Source organism: Caulobacter sp. GW821-FHT09A05 (assembly GCF_059418465.1).
Map to the genome: position 1 here is coordinate 35,832 of NZ_JBWKPX010000016.1, position 16,819 is coordinate 52,650.

Genomic DNA, 16,819 nt, shown 5'->3' on the forward strand with positions numbered 1-16,819 from the left:
ACGGGGATATTCTGTGTATGTTCTGACAGCTCGCTCCGTCGGAATCGGACGCATGAAGACGGCGCGGGAATCGCTTCCCGCGCCGTTTCGATTCATCCCCGGGAGCGCTCTACCAGTTGTAGCTGACCCGGGCGTACAGGAACCGACCGTTGAAGCCGAACGGCGAATAGCTGGGGAAGCCGATCGAGCCGCTGGGGCTGTTGATCAGGGCCGGGGTCTCGCGCGGGTACTGGTCGAACAGGTTGTTGACCCCCAGGGCCAGACCCGCCGGACCGAGCTTGTAGCGGCCCTCCAGGTCGACGATCGTGCGATGGCCGGTCTCGTAATCCAGCGTCGGGTTGTTGTTGGGCACCAGGACGCTGTCGTAGTAGGTCGCCTTGGCCGTGACGCCGAAGTCGCCCAGGCTCCAGTCGGTGTTGAACACGAACTTCTGGTTCGGCGTGCCTTCTTCGTAGGTCAGGACGTTGCCGCGGTCGAACAGGAACGGCGGCTGGCTGACATTGGTGATGGTCGGCAGGCTTGGGGTCTTTCGCACATCGGTGCCGTTGAAGTTGGCGGCGAGCGTGAAGTCGTAACGGCCGGCCGTTTCCGTCTCCAGCTTGTAGCGCCCGACGATGTCGACGCCCCGAGTGCGGGTCTCCACGCCGTTGAGGAAGAAGCGCGCGGCGCTGACGCCGTAGCTGGACAGCAGGTTGGTGATCACCGCCGCCGTCGCCGCTGGCGTCGAGGGGTTGGGCAGGTTCTCCGACAGCACGATGCGATCGTCGATGTCGATCTGGTAGGCGTCGATGGTCAGCTCGAACGGGCCGGTGTGGAAGACGATGCCGGCCGAGTAGTTCATCGACTCCTCGGCCTTCAGCGGCTTGGCGCCCAGGGCCACGGCGATCGGGCTGTCGACCGTGAAGGTGCCCGACTCCACCAGGATCGAGCCGGTCGGGGTGGCGACGTTGTTGGTGGCGGTGTAGCTGAAGTACTGCTGCTGCAGGGCCGGCGCCTTGACGCCGCTGGAGATCGCCGCCCGGACGGCCAGGGCGTCGTCGACGTCGAAGCGGGCCGCCAGCTTGCCGGTGACCTTCGAGCCGAAGTCCGAATAGTCCTCGTAGCGCGCGGCGGCGTCGAACGACAGCCGCTCGGTCAGCTTGCCTTCCAGGTCGACATAGGCGCTGACGTTGTGGCGGGTCTTGTCGACGACGTTGGACGGGCGGAAGCCGCCGAAGCCTTGCGACACGGGCGCGCCGGCCAGCGGGCCCTTGGTGTAGGAAGCCGGTTCGCCCTGGTGAACCGAAAAGCCCTCCTCGCGGTACTCCAGGCCGAAGCCCAGGTTGGTCGGCTCGACGAGGCCCAGGTCGAAGCCCTTGCTCATGTTCAGATTGACCAGGAACTGATCGTAGTCGAGCCCGCCGGCTTTGAAGGTGCGGGGCGAGGCCGCGCCGTAGGTCGAATTGATGGTGTTCTTGATCGTGTATTCGAGCTTGTTCTTGCCGTAGCTGACGCCCAGGTCGGTCGCGAAGCCGCCCAGGTCGCCCTTGATGCCGCCAGCGATGTTGTAGTCGTCGATCTCGGTGGCGATGATCGGCAGGAAGCCGCCTGGATAGACAGCCGGAACGTTGTTGGAATTGTTGTAGGTCCGCGCCGTCGCGGCGGCCTCGGTGTCGCGGTGCTGGTAGCCGCCGTAGCCGTACAGCGACCAGGTCTCGTTCACCGGCAGGCCGGCGTTCAGATAGATCGCGCTGCTTTCCAGCTTGGGATCGCCGTAACGGCCCAGCACGATCGGGCGGGCATAGTCGGGGGCCGAAGCCAGGTTGACATAGTCCGACCGGTTGGTGGGGTGGCGGTTCACATATTCGCCCATCACGGTCAGGAAGCCGTCCTTGCCCAGGGGCAGGCCCTGCCACAGCGACACGGACTGGGTCAGGCCGTCGTGGGCCTTGCGGCTGCCTCGGGCGGTGTCGACGTCTGTGTCGTAGATCCCATAGTTGTAGGTCGCGCCGCCGCCCGAGCGCGCCTCGCGCAGGCGCAGGTTGATGACGCCGGCGATGGCGTCGGCGCCGTACTGGGCTGAGGCGCCGTCGCGCAGCACTTCCACCCGTTCGACCGCGACGGTCGGGATCGAGTTGAGGTCGAAGGCGGTCGAACCGCGGCCGATCGAGCCGTTGATGTTGACCAGGGCCCCCACATGGCCGCGCATGCCGTTGATCAGGACCAGGGTCTGGTCGGGCGCCAGGCCCCGCAGGGTGGCTGGACGCACGTGGTCGGTGCCGTCGGTGATGGCCGGACGGGGGAAGTCGATGGCCGGGGTCAGGTTCGAGAGCGCCTGGGCCAGTTCGGCGCCGCTGCCCTGACGCGCCAGGGCCTGGCCGCCGATCACGTCGACCGGCGCGATGGTGTCCAGCCGCGTGCGGCCCGGCGTGCGGGTGCCGGTGACGACCAGTTCCTCGACCTCGGTGGCGGCGGCGCCGGGGTCCTGGGTCTGGGCGGTCGCGAAGGCCGGGAGTTGCAAGAGCGCCCCGGCCGAGACGGCGGCCAGCAGAAGGTGACGACTGCGCATATGGTCCATTCCCCTACGTTTTACGCGCTGCGTTTTCGCTTTGTGCGCGAGTGACCCGTGCAGGAAAGCGCCCATTCGCACCTGTCGTAAACGAGTAATTTTCTGGGGATGGCCAAAGAAAAACGGCGCGGATCGCTCCGCGCCGTTTCCGATAGTTCAGGCTACTGAAGCGTTTAGGCTTCGTAGTGGTCGCCTTCGAACGAACCGGCGCCGCCTTCGGCCATGTCTTGGGCGGCTTCGGCGTCAGCGGCGCGGTCTTCCTCGAACTGAGCGGCGATGACGTTCTCGCCGCGCGCTTGGCGATCGGCTTCGTCCTGGCTGCGCGCGATGTTGAGGGTGACCGTGACGGTCACTTCCGCGTGCAGCTTCACCTTCACTTCGTGGACGCCCAGCGTCTTGATCGGCTTGTCGAGGACGATCATCGAGCGATCGACCTTGCCGCCTTCGGCCTTGATGGCGTCGGCGACGTCGCGGCCCGCGACCGAACCGTACAGCTGGCCGCTTTCGCCGGCTTGACGGATCATCACGTACTGCTTGCCGTCGAGGCCTTCACCGGCCTTGCCGGCGTTCTCGCGGTTCTTGACGTTGCGAGCTTCGATCTCAGCGCGCTGAGCTTCGAAGGTCTTCAGGTTGGCCGAGTTGGCGCGCAGGGCCTTGGCGCGCGGCAACAGGAAGTTACGGGCGAAGCCGTCCTTCACGGTGACCACGTCGCCGAGGACGCCGGTGCCTTCGACGCGTTCGAGCAGAATGACTTTCATCGTGGTGTCTCCCTTACTTCACGACGTAGGGGAGCAGAGCCAGGAAGCGGGCGCGCTTGATGGCCTTGGCCAGTTCGCGTTGCTTCTTGGCCGACACCGCGGTGATGCGCGACGGCACGATCTTGCCGCGCTCGGAGACGTAGCGCTGCAGCAGCTTCACGTCCTTGTAGTCGATCTTCGGCGCGTTGGCGCCCGAGAACGGGCAGACCTTGCGGCGACGGAAGAACGGACGGCGGGCGCCGCCGCCAGCGGCGGGCGCGCCGGCTTCGGGAGCAGTGGTATCGGTCATGATCTCTCTTCTCCCTTACGCTTGCGGCGCGAAATCGTCGCGCGGGCGCTCGGTGCGCTCGCCACGTTCGCGGTCGCGACGGGCCAGAACCGGCGACAGTTCCAGGTCCAGCTCTTCGACGCGGATGGTCATGAAGCGCAGGACGTCTTCATTGATCAGCAGCTGACGCTCCATCTCCTTCACGGCCGCGGCCGGGGCGTCGATGGCGAGCAGGGAGTAGTGGCCCTTGCGGTTCTTCTTGATGCGATAGGTGAGGTTGCGCAGGCCCCAGTATTCGATCTTGGCGATGTGACCGCCATTTTCTTCCAGGAGAGCCTTGAGTTGCTCGTTCAGAGCTTCGGCCTGTTGCGGCGAGATGTCCTGCCGCGCGATGACCACGTGTTCGTAGAACGCCATGTTTTCCTTCTTCCGGCTTGGAGGGCGGCGCGGGCGACGGCGGAAGTCCGTCGACCACGATGGATCCTGCATGCCGAGCGGGAAATCCCGACCCATAGGGCTGCGTGCAAGACCGCCATCCGTGAGAGGGCGCGCTAATACAGGAAAGGGACCGCCAGCACAAGTCGCGGCGCAGGCTTGCATCCTCAGGTGGTTCCAGGCGAGGTTGAGGCTTGACCGTCAGGGGCTCGCCATCATGAAACGTCTCGCCATCCTCGTCGTCGCCGCGGCCCTGTGCCTGACAGGCGGCGCGGCTCAAGCCCGGCAAGCCTCGCCGCCGGCGGCCGCTTCCAAGGCCACGCCCGAGACCCGGGCCCTGGCGGTGCGCTATTTCGACGCGATCCATTACGACAAGCTTCTGGGCCAAATGATGGACCAGATGGTTCCGATGATGATGGAGTCGGTGCGCAAGCAGGCGCCGTCGATGACGGACGAGCAGGGCCGCCTGCTTAGCGAGACCGTCGTCGAGATCACGGGCGAAATGACCGGCAAGATGAAGGCGCCGATGATCGACGCCATGGCCGAGGTCTTCACCGAACAGGAACTGCGCGATCTGGTGGCCTTCTACGAAGGACCGTCGGGCCGTGCCCTGATCGCCAAGACGCCCGAGCTCACCCAGAGGATGATGGCGCAGATGCCGGGCATGATGGCCGAGATGCAGGTCAAGATGCGGGAGAGGCTGTGCGCCAAGATCGGCTGCGAGAAAACCGCCGCGCCATCGAAGCCCTGATGACGCCTGGAAATCAGGCGAACGAACAACTGTCATACAAATTTGACGGCGCGAGGCTTCAGCCCATCGCCGCCTTGTGCTATCGGGCGGTCATGGGGTGCAGGACGACCTTCCTGATCGCGGCCTTGCTGACCGCCGCCGCCGCGCCGGCGACGGCGGGCGATATCGTGCGCAAGCCGGACCTGGCGGTCTGGGGCGCCGACGGCCATTTCCAGGGCTATTCCGCCGCCCAGACGCTGGACCTGTCGACCGACGCCGAGAAGGCGACCTTCACCGCCAAGGTGGCTGGAGGGCTAGACGACCCGACCTACAATCTCGACCTCAACCTGAACCAGAAGCCTGACGAGCACGTCGCGGCCAATCGGGCGGTCGGGGTGGGCGCGTCCTGGAACGCCCGCGAGGCGGCGATCCGCTCGTCCCTGGCACGCTCGTTCGGCTTTGGCCTGCTGCCCAAGGCCAACTATGTGCGGCTGTCGATGGACATGAACGCCTCCCAGCCGATCTATCTGCGTGGCCGCCCCCCCATCACCCGGGCCAATGTGCGGTCGGAGCTGACGCTGGACGGCCGTCCGGTCGCCTCGATCGCGGTCGGCGGCGGCACCATGGGCGAAGAGGGTGTCGATTTCAGCCTGACCCGGCCGTTCGACATCCCCGCCGAGTTCACCGTCAGCCTGCGGGCCGCCGATGAGCGGGTCCAGGACGGCCGGCTGATGGTCAAGCTGGTCCGCACCACCTGGTAGGTCAGGCTGCGTCGGCCACCGACGCCGCGACCGCCGGCCCACGGCGGCGCACGGCCTGGGCGAACCGCTCCAGGTAGCGCGGGTTCTCGGTGCCCATCAGTCTGTCCCACCAGGTGAAGTAGAGCCCGTAGTTCCAGCCGGCCTGGGCGTGATGCAGGTCGTGATGGGTCACGGTCGTCAGCCAGGGCAGCAGCGGCCGACCGTCGCGCGTGGCCGGGAACAGCTCGTAGCCGCTGTGGCCCAGGGTGTTGCGGACGATCTGGTGCAGCATGAACAGGCCGGCGACCGGCCACTGGGTGGGCACGATCAGCATCCACAGCGGCACGAACAGCGCATTGATCGCCGCCTCGCCCAGGTCGAAGCTGTAGGCGGTGAACGGCGAGGGGCTGTTGGACCGGTGATGGCGGCGATGGAAGGTCCGGAACAGCCGCCGGTCGTGAATCAGCCGGTGGGTCCAGTAGAACCAGGCGTCGTGGGCGACGATCATCAGGACCAGGCTGGTCCAGAACCAGACCGGTCCCAGGGCGCGGGCGATATGGGGCCCGGGCATCAGGCCGGCGCGGAACAGGCCGAAGCTCAGCAGGCCGATCGTCGAGAACACCATGATCGAGCGGATCGAGCAGGCGAACTCGATCAGCAATTGGCGCGCCGGCGGGCGGCCCTCGCGGATCTTGCGGCCGGCCAGCGGGACCGCCAGCACGACCCACAGGGCCAGCCAGACGCCGACCGCGAAGACCACGTAGCGGCTGACGTCGGTGAACGTGGCGTGCAGCCAGTTTTCGGCGAAGGGAAGAAGGAACGACATCGGGCTTTCCTCGGATGAATGACGTCCCGAGCAAGGCGCGGCGGCCGCGGCCCTGTCGCGCCGATCGCGAAATCAGGCGCTTTTGTCGGCTTTCGACGAAGGATCGGCGGTTTCGACCAGCCTCAGCCGCGCGGGGGCGGGGGTATTGGCGACCCGCCACTCGGTCGGGGTGACGCCGGTGGCGGCCCGGAAGGCGCGGTTGAACGGGCCCAGGGAGGCGAACCCCAGGTCATAGGCGATGGTCGAGATCGACTTCAGGGCCAGGTCCGGAGCGGCCAGGGCGGCCTTGGCCGCCTCGATGCGCCGGCCGTTGACGTAGTCGGCGAAATTGCGGTGGCCCAGGACGCCGTTGATCAGCCGCCGCAGGCGGTGTTCGGGCGCCCCGACCAGGGCCGCCAGGGCGCTGATCGACAGGTCCTCGCCGCGCCAGACCTCGTCGTCGTCCATGGCCGTGGTGAGTCGGGCCAGCACGAGGCGGTCGGCGGGGGTGAGATCCGAGACCGTCGCCGGCGAGGGCGGCGCGGCCTCGCCGGCGACTGGAAGCACGACCAGCAGCGGCTCGGCGCGCAGCAGGGCGGCCGAGGCCGCCGCCGCCAGGGCGGCCAGGGCCAGGGCCTGCATCAGGCTAGAGGCGGGCAGTCCCGGTAGTCCGCCGATCCAGACCATGTCCCGGGCGCTGAGCAGCAGGATATAGCCGGCCGCGGCGATCATCACCGGGCCGCGAAGCCGGCGGCGCTGGTCCACCAGGTCGCCGCGCCAGCCCCGCCAGATCACCATCAGGGCGTGCGTGACCAGGGCGATCGAGGCCAGGTTGAAGGCCAGCCAGAACGGCTTGCAGACGGCCGGCGGCATCGAGCGGGCCAGGGTCCATAGCGCCACGAGTCCGACGGCGGGCCAGAGGCGATGCAGCGAGAAGCGCCGCTCGTCGGTGAACAAGGCGTAGGCCAGGGCCCAGAACAGGCCGGTGGTGGCCACCGACAGGGCGCAGACGACGGCGGAGGCCGCGGCCACGCCGCCCGGCCGGTAGCCCTCGATCACGTGGGCGATGGCGCAGGCGAAGAACAGGCCCCCGACCCAGCGGGCCGGCGTCACGCGCCGATCCAGGACCAGGGCCAGGCCCGTGACCGCGAAGCCGCCGATGGCGGCGCCGCGCGCCAGGGTCTCCAGAAGGATCGTATCGACCATGGCCGTGATCCTAGACGTCGCGCGCGCGGACCGCCGCGGTCGGCGCGCGCCGATTTCGCAAGAGGCTGGCCGAAACCGGAACTATTTCTTCTTTCCGGCCTTGTAGGCCTTCACCGCGTCCATCGTCTGGGTGACATGGCCCTGGAAGTTCAGGTCGCTGTAGGCCAGCAGGATCTTGCCGCCGGGCGCGATCACGTAGGAGGTGCGGTTGGACAGGTTGTCCTTCATCGGCAGCACCACGTCGTACGTCTTGATCAGGTCGGCGTTGGCGGCTGCCACGGCGAACTTGTCGCGGCAGTGCTCCTTGGAGAAGTCCTTGATGCGGTCGACATTGCCGCCGGTGACGCCGATCACCGTCGCGCCCAGCTTCTCGAAAGCAGGCGTGGCCTCGGCGAATTCGTGGGCCTCGGCCGTGCAGCCCGAGGTGTAGGCGGCGGGGAAGAAGTACAGCACCACCGGACCCTTCTTCAGCGCCTTGGACAGGGTGAAGCTGAAGTCCTTGCCAGCCAGGGCGGCCGGGGCGGTGAAGTCGGGCGCCTTGTCGCCGACCTTGAGGGCGGCCAGGGCGGGGGAGGACGCCACGAGGGCGGCGCAGAGAGCTAGACCGGTGAGCAGGCGTTGCATGCGTGGGCTCCAGGGAAAGGCGAAGGGCGCAGCCAGCTGCGTCGCGATTTCAATAACGCCATTCTTCCGGCTTCCAAACGGCTAGCTGCGCCCTAAGGTCCCACCGCTGAAACGGGGAGGCGGCCATGGCGCTCGGCGAGACGGAAATTCCAACCCTGGCGGCCTGGGCGGGCGGGCCCGAACGCTTCCGGGCGCTGTTCGAGGCCTTCTACGCCGCCGTGCCCGACCATCCGGTGCTGGCGCCGGTGTTCGCCGGCATGAACCCGCGCCACGCCGAGCACGTGGCCGCCTTCGTCACCGAGGTGTTCGGCGGTCCCAAGGCCTATACCGAGGCCGGCGGCGGCCATGCCGCGATGATCGGCCATCACCTGGGCCGCCACCTGACCGAGGACCAGCGCCGCGCCTGGGTCTCGCTGATGCTGGACACCGCCGACGCCGTCGGCCTGCCGGCGGATCCGGAGTTCCGCGCCGCCTTCGTCGGCTATCTCGAATGGGGCACGCGACTGGCGGTGATCAACTCCGGGCCGGGCGTCGAGGCGCCCACCGACGATCCACCGATGCCGGTCTGGGGCTGGGGGCCGCCGGGCGGTCCGTGGCTGGGGTGAAGCCCGGTCGACCATCGCGCCCGGTTTCACGCCATGGTAGAAACCAGGGTAGGCAGGCGGAGGCGGCTCGAATGCGCAACGCGATTCTTTCCACGACGGTTCTGGCCATGGCGCTGTTGACGGCGACCGTGGCGGCCGCCGAGGCGCCGACGATCCGTAGCTTTCGGCCGCCGCCCTCGCGGGTCGCGATCCCGTTCACGCCGCGTCCGGCGCCGCCGCCTTCGATGACGTCGCGGCCGGTCGCCGTCGCCGCCCGGACGCCGCATTGCCCGAAGCCGCCGGTTTCGGTCAGCATTCCCAAGCCGGACTACAACAAGCGGACCATGAGGCTGGTGCAGCAGAACATCGCCATGATGGCCGCCATGCGCGCCGCCGAGACGCCCCGCCGCTGCGATCCGTCCTGGAGCGCCAGGAAGCTGGCGCGCAGGGGCTGTCCGCCGGCCGCGCAGCCGTCCGACCCGGTATTGGACCTGGCGGCGGCGCCGCCGCTCGCCTCGGGAACAGTCGTGGCGACGACTGCGGAGGCCGCGGCCGGCCAAAACTGATCCTTGCCCGTGGCGCGGCGATCCCATAACCCTCCCGCCCTTGGATTTGTAACGACGGAGCGGGCCCATGAGCATCGCCTTCATCTTCCCAGGGCAGGGCAGCCAGACGGTCGGCATGGGCGCCGACCTGGCCCTGGCCTTCGCCGCCGCCCGCGAGGTGTTCCAGGAGGTTGACGACGCCCTGGGCCAGAAGCTGTTCAAGCTTATGAGCGAGGGACCCGAGGGCGATCTGACCCTGACCGAGAACGCCCAACCGGCCCTGATGGCCGTCAGCCTGGCCGTGACCCGGGTCCTGGAAAAGGAATTCGGCGTCGGGATCGACAGGGCCGCCTTCGTGGCCGGCCACTCGCTGGGCGAATACAGCGCCCTGGCCGCCGCCGGCGCGATTACCCTGGCCGACACCGCGCGCCTGCTGAAGCTGCGCGGCCAGGCCATGCAGCGCGCCGTGCCGGTGGGGGAAGGGGCCATGGCCTCGCTGATCGGCCCCAAGACCGACCTGGCCCTGGCCGAAGCCGCCGCGGCGGCCGGTTCCGAGGTCGGGATCTGCGTCGTGGCCAACGACAACAACAACGGCAACGTGGTGATCTCCGGCGCCAAGGCCGCCGTCGACAAGGCCATCGAGAAGGCCAAGGAACTGGGCGCGCGGGCCATTCCGCTGAACGTCTCGGCCCCGTTCCACTGCCCTCTCATGCAGCCGGCCGCCGACGAGATGGAAGAGGCTCTGGCCCGCACGACCATCGTCGCCCCCCGCGCCCCGCTGGTGGCCAATGTCACCGCCGCCCCGGTCCATGATCCGGACGTCATCCGCAGGCTGCTGGTCGAGCAGGTCACCGGCCGCGTCCGTTGGCGCGAAAGCATGACCTGGCTGGCCCATGAAGGCGGCGTCACCCGCTTCGCCGAGGCCGGCGCGGGCAAGGTGCTGTCGGGCATGGCCAAGCGGATCGCCCCGGACGCCGAGGCCGTTCCCCTGAACAGCCCGGCCGACCTCGAAGCGTTTGCGAAGTCGCTTTAAGTTCCAGCGCAGTGCGACGTCCTCGTCCTTCGACAAGCTCAGGATGAGGACGATTGCGCAGGCGGTTCGTTTGAAACCCTCATCCTGAGCCTGTCGAAGGACGAGGGTTTCACCCACCATCCTCCGGACGGAGAAACCAAATGTTCGATCTCACCGGCAAGACCGCCCTCGTCACCGGCGCCACGGGCGGCATCGGCGGGGCCATCGCCAAGGCCCTGCACGGGCAGGGCGCCCATGTCGTGCTCTCGGGCACCCGCGAATCGGCCCTGTCCGAGTTGGCCGCCCAGTTCGGCGAGCGCGTCTCGTTCGTGGCGGCGAATCTGTCGGACGCCGCGGCCGTCGATGGCCTGGTCGCCAAGGCCGAGGAGGCCGCGGGCGCGCCGCTGGACATCGTGATCGCCAATGCCGGCATCACCCGCGACGGCCTGATCGTCCGCATGAAGGACGAGGACTGGGACACCGTGATCAAGGTGAACCTGGAAGGCTATTTCCGCCTGTCGCGCGCCGCCGCCAAGGGCATGATGAAGCGCCGCTCGGGCCGGATCATCGGCATCACCTCGATCGTCGGCGTCACCGGCAATCCGGGCCAGACCAACTACGCGGCCTCCAAGGCCGGGATGATCGGCTTCTCCAAGGCCCTGGCCCAGGAGCTGGCCAGCCGCAACGTCACGGTCAACTGCGTGGCCCCCGGCTTCATCGCCAGCCCGATGACCGACGCCCTGAACGAGCAGCAGCGGGCCGGCATCCTGTCGACCATCCCCGCCGGCCGCCTGGGCGAAGGGAGCGATATCGCCGCCGCGTGCGTTTACCTCGCCAGTGACCAGGGCGGCTATGTCACGGGTCAGACCTTGCACGTCAACGGCGGCATGGCCATGATCTGACGTACCGTCTTTTCCTGGGCTGGACGCGTTTCTGCTTGGAAAGACGAAAGCCCACATTTCTAACCGGACGTGCCGCTAGTCACTCGAAAAAGAACGTGATAGGCGGTGGCCCGACAATTCCCGTGGGTGGTGAAGGTTCGCCCCCGTCGCCTGCGGAACTGCAAGATTCAAAACGAGGGACTAACAGAATGTCCGACATTCTCGAGCGCGTGCGTAAGATCGTCATCGAGCACCTGGACGCCGATCCGGAAAAGGTCACCGAAAAGGCCAGCTTCATCGACGACCTGGGCGCCGACAGCCTCGACAACGTCGAGCTGGTCATGGCGTTCGAAGAAGAATTCGACATCGAAATTCCGGATGACGCCGCCGAGCACATCCAGACCGTCGGTGACGCCGTGAAGTTCATCACGGAAAAGACCGGCGCCTAAGGCGTCGGGTTCGCGCCATTTTCGCGAACAGGACTATCAGCCGCCGCGTCGCACGGGCTCTTGCCATCGTGCGCGCGGCGGTTTTCGTATGTGGCCGAGATTCGAGGTCGGGGGGCTGTCCGAGTCGCCAGCATCCCCATATGTCCGCGATGCGAAGGTTGGGAGTGATCCATGCGTAGAGTCGTTATTACCGGGCTTGGCCTCCTGACCCCCCTGGGTCAGGGCGTCGATGTCACCTGGAAGAACATCCTGGCCGGCAAGTCCGGCGCGAACCGGATCTCGTCCTTCGACCCGACCGACTATGCCTGCCAGGTGGCCTGCGAAGTGCCGCGCGTCGATGGGCGCGGCGGCGGCGGCCCGGATGTCGAGGGCGCCTTCAATCCCGACCTGACCATGAGCCCGCGCGACCAGAAGCGCGTCGACGACTTCATCCTGTACGGCATCGCCGCCGCGGACGAGGCGGTGAAGGATTCGGGCTGGGTCCCGGAAACTGAAGAAGACAAGTACCGGACCGGGGTGATTCTGGGCTCGGGCATCGGCGGCCTGTCGACGATCGCCGACACCGCCCTGGAGCTGGAAGCCAAGGGCCCGCGCCGGGTCAGCCCGTTCTTCATCTCCTCGGCCCTGATCAACCTGATCTCGGGCCAGGTATCGATCCGCTACGGCTTCAAGGGCCCCAACCACGCCGTGGTCACCGCCTGCGCCACCGGCGCCCACGCCATCGGCGACGCCACCCGGCTGATCAAGTACGGCGACGCCGACGTGATGATCGCCGGCGGCGCCGAAGCGGCCGTCTGCAAGGTCGGCATGGCCGGCTTCATCGCCTGCCGCGCCGTGGCCACCGCCTTCAACGACACGCCGGAAAAGGCCTCGCGCCCCTACGACAAGGACCGTGACGGCTTTGTGATGGGCGAGGGCGCTGGCGTCGTCGTCCTGGAAGAGTACGAGCACGCCAAGGCGCGCGGCGCCAAGATCTACGCCGAAGTCATCGGCTACGGCCTGTCGGGCGACGCCTATCACATCACCGCACCGTCGGAGGACGGCGACGGCGGCTTCCGGGCCCTGTCGGCGGCGGTCAAGGACGCGGGCATCGCCCCGTCGGAGATCGACTATGTCAACGCCCACGGCACCTCGACCATGGCTGACGGCATCGAGGCCGGGGCCGTCGAGCGCTTCCTGGGCGATCACGCCAAGAACGTGGTGATGTCGTCGACCAAGTCGATGACCGGCCACCTGCTGGGCGCGGCCGGCGCGATCGAGGCGATCTTCTCGGTCCTGGCCATCCGCGACCAGATCGCCCCGCCGACCATCAACCTGGACAATCCGGACGTGAACGTCGCCATGAACCTGGCGCCGAACAAGGCCGTGCCGCACAAGATCGATGTGGCCGTGTCCAACAGCTTCGGCTTCGGCGGCACCAACGCCTCCGTCGTGTTCCGCAAAGTCTCGTGAGCCGCAAGCCCCCTCAGCAACGCCGGACGACCCGTCCGGCTCCGAAGACGGGGGCCCCCCGCAAGGCCAATCCGCGCCGGCGCGAGACCGCGCCGGTCGGACGCCGCATCGCGGCCATGGGCGGGGGCTTGCTGACCATGCTGGGCCTGGCCGCCGTGCTGGTGGTGCTGGGCGCGGTGTGGATCTACCAGGGGCCGGGCCCGGCCGCACGGTCGGGTGACCAGACCACCGTCGTCCTGCGGCGCGGGGCCAGCCTGCCCGAGATCGCCTCCAGCCTGGAGCAGGCGGGGGTGATCCGTTCGTCCTCGCTGTTCCTGACCGCCGCCCAGGCCACCGGCGCGGCGCGCAGGCTGAAGGCCGGCGAATACGAGTTCGCCTCGCGCGCCTCGCTGCGCCAGGTGCTGGCCAAGATCCGCGACGGCAAGATCGTCCGCCACCAGGTGACCATCGCCGAGGGCCTGACCTCGGAGATGGTGGTCGACATCCTGATGCGGGCGCCCGAACTGACGGGCACCGCGCCGATCCCGCCGGAAGGCTCGATCCTGCCGGAAACCTACCAGGTCCAGCGCGGCGAGGACCGGGCGGCGGTGCTGCAGCGGATGATGGACGCCCGCGACGAGGTTCTCGACCGTCTGTGGGCCGCCCGCCAGCCGGGCCTGCCGTTCGAGACCAAGGACCAGGCCGTGACCCTGGCCTCGATCGTCGAGAAGGAGACGGGCCTGGCCCGCGAGCGCCCGCACGTGGCGGCGGTGTTCATCAACCGCCTGCGCCAGGGCGTGCGCCTGGGCAGCGATCCGACGATCATCTACGGCCTGACCCGCGGGCGTCCGCTAGGCCGGGGCATCCTGCAGTCGGAACTGCAGCGCCAGACGCCCTACAACACCTATCTGATCGAAGGCCTCCCGCCGACCCCGATCGCCAATCCCGGCAAGGCCGCCCTGGGGGCCGTGCTCAATCCGATGAAGAGCGACGACCTCTACTTCGTCGCCGACGGCACCGGCGGCCACGTCTTCGCCTCGACCTACGAGGCGCACGAGCGCAATGTCGCCAAGTGGCGGCAGGTCGAGCGATCGAAGGCGGCGGCCCAGGCCGGCGTTGCGGGGCCTGGGAGAAGCCCGCCGCAAGCGCCATCGGGCGCCGGAGGCTAGGATGGCGCTGTCAGGCATGACCGGCTTCGCCCGCGTCGAGGGCTCGCACGGGGCCTGGTCGTGGGCGGTGGAGGCGCGTAGCGTCAACGGCCGAAACCTCGAGACCCGTTTTCGCGGCCCGCCGGGCTTCGACGGCCTGGACCGCGCCGCGCGCGACGGCGCCCAGGCCCGCTTCCAGCGCGGCCAGCTGACGGTCAACCTGCAGGCCAAGCGGGCCGAAGCCCTGGCGGCCGTCCAGGTCAATGTCGAGGTGATGGAGCGCTACCTCAAGGCCGGCGCGCCCTATGTCGCCACCGGCATGGTCGGCAAGCCCAGCCTGGACGGCCTGCTGGCCCTGCGCGGCGTGATTGACGCCCGCGAGGACGAGGACGCCGCCGAGGACCGCGCCGAGGTGGAGGCCGCCATGGCCGCCACGATCGGCCAGGCCCTGGACGGGCTGAAGGCGGCGCGGCTGGAGGAAGGGGCGGCCCTGGCGCCGATCCTGACCGGCGCCGTCGACCGTATCGAGGTGCTGACGCAACTGGCGTCGCGGGAAGCCGCCGGCCAGCCGGCCGTGCTCAGGGACCGCTACGCCCGCAAGCTGACCGAGCTGATCGGCGAGGCGGCGTCGGAAGAGCGCATCGTGCAGGAAGCCGCCGCCATGGCCGTCAAGGCCGATGTCCGCGAGGAGCTGGACCGGCTGTCCAGCCACGTGGCCGCGGCCCGCGCCCTGCTGGCCGCCGACGCGGCCGCCGGACGGCGCCTGGACTTCCTCAGCCAGGAGTTCATGCGCGAGGCCAACACCCTTTGCAGCAAGTCGGCGCTGACCGCCCTGACCGCGCACGGCCTGGATCTGAAGGCCACGATCGAGCAATTCCGGGAACAGGTTCAGAATGTCGAATAATCCGCATGGACGCACCCGCGGCCTGCTGCTGATGGTCGTGGCCCCGTCGGGCGTGGGCAAGACCTCGCTGACCCGCCGCCTGGTGGCCGACCACGGCGACCTGCACCTGTCGATCAGCGCCACCACCCGCGCCCCGCGCCCGGGCGAGCACGACGGCCGCGACTACCATTTCGTCAGCCACGACAGGTTCCAGACGATGATCCAGGAGGACGCCTTCCTGGAATGGGCCGAGGTCTACGGCAACCATTATGGCAGCCCGCGCGCGCCGATCATGGAGGCGCTGGACCGCGGCGAGAGCGTGCTGTTCGACATCGACTTCCAGGGCGCGATGAAGGTGCACAGGCAGGCCGGCGAGGACAGCGTCCTGGTCTACATCCTGCCGCCGTCCCTGGCCGAGATGAGCCGCCGCCTGCATGCCCGCAGCCAGGACAGCGAAGAGGTCATCCATCGCCGCCTGGCCCGCGCCAAGGACGAGGTCGCGGCCTGGGAGCAGTTCGACTACGTCATCCTCAACGACGACTTCGACAAGGCCTATTCGGACCTGGCCCACATCTACCACGCCGAGCGCCAGAAGCGGGCCCGCAACCCGTGGATCGGCAACCTGGTGCAGGATTTGCTGAAGGAAGAGATCTAGGCCTTACCACCGTCCGTCACGCGCCGGTCCCACATCAGCGCGCTCGTCGAAACTGCTGGGGCGTGAGGCCCGTCGTCGCCTTGAACGTTCTGTTGAACGGACCGATCGAACCAAATCCGCAGTCGAAGGCGATCGTGAGAATGGGAAGGTGGTCGTAGGCGGAGGCGGCCAGTTGGCGCTTGGCTTCCTCGATGCGGAAGTGGTTGGCCATCTGGTTGAAGTTGCGGAAGCCCAATGATCCCGTGACGCACTGGGTCACCTTGTAGTCGGGCTCGCCCAGGCGACGCGCGAGGTCGGCGACCTTCAGGCTGTGCCGCGTATAGATCGCTTCCTCGCGCATCAGGCGCTGAAGGCGCTCGGCCAAGTCGCCGGCTTCGACAGCCTGTGCTCGACGGCGGCTTCGGCTGGCGTCCGCCAGCGGATGGCCGCGGCGGTACCAGATGGCCAGCGCCATCCCGAGCAGGGCCAGCAGCGCGCAAGTGGATTTGATCGCCATCCCGCCCTGGGCCGCCACCCCGCCGGCCGGCGCGCCATTCACCCAAACGACGGCGATGACCAGCAGCGCCGCGTATCCGGCCGCGAAAGCCAGGCGAAACCGCCGCTCGTTCCTGGACGTCTCGGACGCCAGACCCCTCAGCGGCTCGATCATCGCGAGCAGGAGAAGCGCCGAACTGATCAGCCCGCTCAGGTTGCCGACCATGCGCGGCAAGGTCGCGGCGCTTTCTCCCGCCAAGCGCAGGAAGGCGCCGCTGGCCACGAGGACCAGCACCAGCGCGAGGGGCCAGGCCGCCCGTCGGGTTGCAGCGGGTCGAAACAGGGCCCGCACCAACAGCCATGACCAGCCGCAGGTCGCGTCGCCGGCGATGGCGATCATGTCGGAGGCCAGGCCAAGGCGGTGGCCCATCCATTGCGCCAGGCAGAACGCAGCGACGGCCCCAGCGAAGAGGCCGCCGTAAAGTTGGATGTCGGCGAGTCGCCCGCCGGTGCGGGGCGTCGCGGCCAGGCCATCAGCGCTCATGACGCCCCAATCTCCCTCTCCACCTTGGCCCTCTTACGGTCAGGGATCGAGAATCCATAGCCGATTTCCAAATCGGCGAGATCGCCTTCGACAAACATC

General features: G+C 68.2%; 19 protein-coding genes. 11 read left to right on the forward strand and 8 right to left on the reverse strand.

The window, feature by feature from the left end; translation table 11 throughout:
• Window positions 1-109: 109 nt before the first annotated feature.
• From AC07NX_RS16045 to rpsF, 4 genes are all read right to left on the reverse strand, one after another.
• Entirely contained in the window at window positions 110-2,548 is a 2,439-nt protein-coding gene (locus AC07NX_RS16045; protein ID WP_494643129.1) for a TonB-dependent receptor plug domain-containing protein, read from the reverse strand.
• Window positions 2,549-2,721: 173 nt separating this feature from the next.
• A complete protein-coding gene (rplI, locus tag AC07NX_RS16050) occupies window positions 2,722-3,306 on the reverse strand; it encodes a 50S ribosomal protein L9 (RefSeq protein WP_494643131.1) in 585 nt (194 codons plus the stop codon).
• 13 nt (window positions 3,307-3,319) lie between these two features.
• Window positions 3,320-3,595 carry a 30S ribosomal protein S18 gene (gene rpsR / locus AC07NX_RS16055; RefSeq protein ID WP_029914647.1) on the reverse strand — a complete coding sequence of 92 codons (276 nt, stop codon included), beginning with the start codon at window positions 3,593-3,595 and terminating at the stop codon, window positions 3,320-3,322.
• 15 nt (window positions 3,596-3,610) lie between these two features.
• Complete coding sequence (rpsF, locus tag AC07NX_RS16060) at window positions 3,611-3,991, reverse strand: 30S ribosomal protein S6 (protein WP_035077030.1); 381 nt, start codon at window positions 3,989-3,991, stop codon at window positions 3,611-3,613.
• Window positions 3,992-4,226: 235 nt separating this feature from the next.
• Between rpsF and AC07NX_RS16065 the strand changes: the two genes are divergently transcribed.
• Entirely contained in the window at window positions 4,227-4,760 is a 534-nt protein-coding gene (locus AC07NX_RS16065) for a DUF2059 domain-containing protein (protein WP_494643133.1), read from the forward strand.
• A gap of 92 nt (window positions 4,761-4,852) precedes the next feature.
• On the forward strand, window positions 4,853-5,500 hold the full coding sequence (locus tag AC07NX_RS16070) for a hypothetical protein (RefSeq protein WP_494643134.1): 648 nt from the start codon (window positions 4,853-4,855) through the stop codon (window positions 5,498-5,500).
• A 1-nt stretch (window position 5,501) separates the two neighbouring features.
• Here AC07NX_RS16070 and AC07NX_RS16075 read toward each other — a convergent pair whose 3' ends face one another.
• From AC07NX_RS16075 to AC07NX_RS16085, 3 genes are all read right to left on the reverse strand, one after another.
• Window positions 5,502-6,305, reverse strand: coding sequence for a sterol desaturase family protein (locus AC07NX_RS16075; RefSeq protein WP_494643135.1), 804 nt, complete (start codon window positions 6,303-6,305; stop codon window positions 5,502-5,504).
• Between the two features lie 72 nt (window positions 6,306-6,377).
• Complete coding sequence (locus AC07NX_RS16080) at window positions 6,378-7,490, reverse strand: helix-turn-helix domain-containing protein (RefSeq protein WP_494643137.1); 1,113 nt, start codon at window positions 7,488-7,490, stop codon at window positions 6,378-6,380.
• A gap of 81 nt (window positions 7,491-7,571) precedes the next feature.
• Window positions 7,572-8,114 (reverse strand): peroxiredoxin, encoded by a 543-nt coding sequence (locus tag AC07NX_RS16085; RefSeq protein ID WP_494643138.1) that lies wholly within the window; start codon window positions 8,112-8,114, stop codon window positions 7,572-7,574.
• Window positions 8,115-8,239: 125 nt separating this feature from the next.
• On the opposite strand from AC07NX_RS16085, the gene AC07NX_RS16090 reads away from it, so the two are divergent.
• The 9 genes from AC07NX_RS16090 (at window position 8,240) to gmk (ending at window position 15,702) form a co-directional block, all read left to right on the forward strand.
• Complete coding sequence (locus AC07NX_RS16090; RefSeq protein WP_494643139.1) at window positions 8,240-8,719, forward strand: group II truncated hemoglobin; 480 nt, start codon at window positions 8,240-8,242, stop codon at window positions 8,717-8,719.
• A 71-nt stretch (window positions 8,720-8,790) separates the two neighbouring features.
• The gene (locus AC07NX_RS16095) at window positions 8,791-9,264 is read left to right on the forward strand and encodes a hypothetical protein (protein ID WP_494643140.1); all 474 of its coding nucleotides are present in this window, start codon (window positions 8,791-8,793) and stop codon (window positions 9,262-9,264) included.
• Window positions 9,265-9,331: 67 nt separating this feature from the next.
• Complete coding sequence (gene fabD / locus AC07NX_RS16100; RefSeq protein WP_494643142.1) at window positions 9,332-10,276, forward strand: ACP S-malonyltransferase; 945 nt, start codon at window positions 9,332-9,334, stop codon at window positions 10,274-10,276.
• 140 nt (window positions 10,277-10,416) lie between these two features.
• A complete protein-coding gene (gene fabG, locus AC07NX_RS16105; RefSeq protein WP_035077022.1) occupies window positions 10,417-11,157 on the forward strand; it encodes a 3-oxoacyl-[acyl-carrier-protein] reductase in 741 nt (246 codons plus the stop codon).
• Window positions 11,158-11,345: 188 nt separating this feature from the next.
• Complete coding sequence (locus AC07NX_RS16110) at window positions 11,346-11,585, forward strand: acyl carrier protein (RefSeq protein ID WP_007672577.1); 240 nt, start codon at window positions 11,346-11,348, stop codon at window positions 11,583-11,585.
• A gap of 171 nt (window positions 11,586-11,756) precedes the next feature.
• Complete coding sequence (gene fabF / locus AC07NX_RS16115; protein WP_494643143.1) at window positions 11,757-13,037, forward strand: beta-ketoacyl-ACP synthase II; 1,281 nt, start codon at window positions 11,757-11,759, stop codon at window positions 13,035-13,037.
• A complete protein-coding gene (gene mltG / locus AC07NX_RS16120) occupies window positions 13,034-14,185 on the forward strand; it encodes an endolytic transglycosylase MltG (protein ID WP_494643145.1) in 1,152 nt (383 codons plus the stop codon). The genes fabF and mltG overlap by 4 nt, the downstream gene beginning before the upstream one ends.
• A gap of 1 nt (window position 14,186) precedes the next feature.
• Window positions 14,187-15,068, forward strand: a complete 882-nt coding sequence (locus tag AC07NX_RS16125) for a YicC/YloC family endoribonuclease (protein ID WP_494643147.1) — start codon at window positions 14,187-14,189, stop codon at window positions 15,066-15,068.
• Entirely contained in the window at window positions 15,058-15,702 is a 645-nt protein-coding gene (gmk, locus tag AC07NX_RS16130; RefSeq protein WP_494643149.1) for a guanylate kinase, read from the forward strand. The genes AC07NX_RS16125 and gmk overlap by 11 nt, the downstream gene beginning before the upstream one ends.
• Window positions 15,703-15,736: 34 nt before the next feature.
• On the opposite strand, the gene AC07NX_RS16135 is transcribed toward gmk, so the two are convergent.
• Window positions 15,737-16,720, reverse strand: a complete 984-nt coding sequence (locus AC07NX_RS16135; protein ID WP_494643151.1) for a helix-turn-helix domain-containing protein — start codon at window positions 16,718-16,720, stop codon at window positions 15,737-15,739.
• Between the last annotated feature and the right edge of the window lie 99 nt (window positions 16,721-16,819).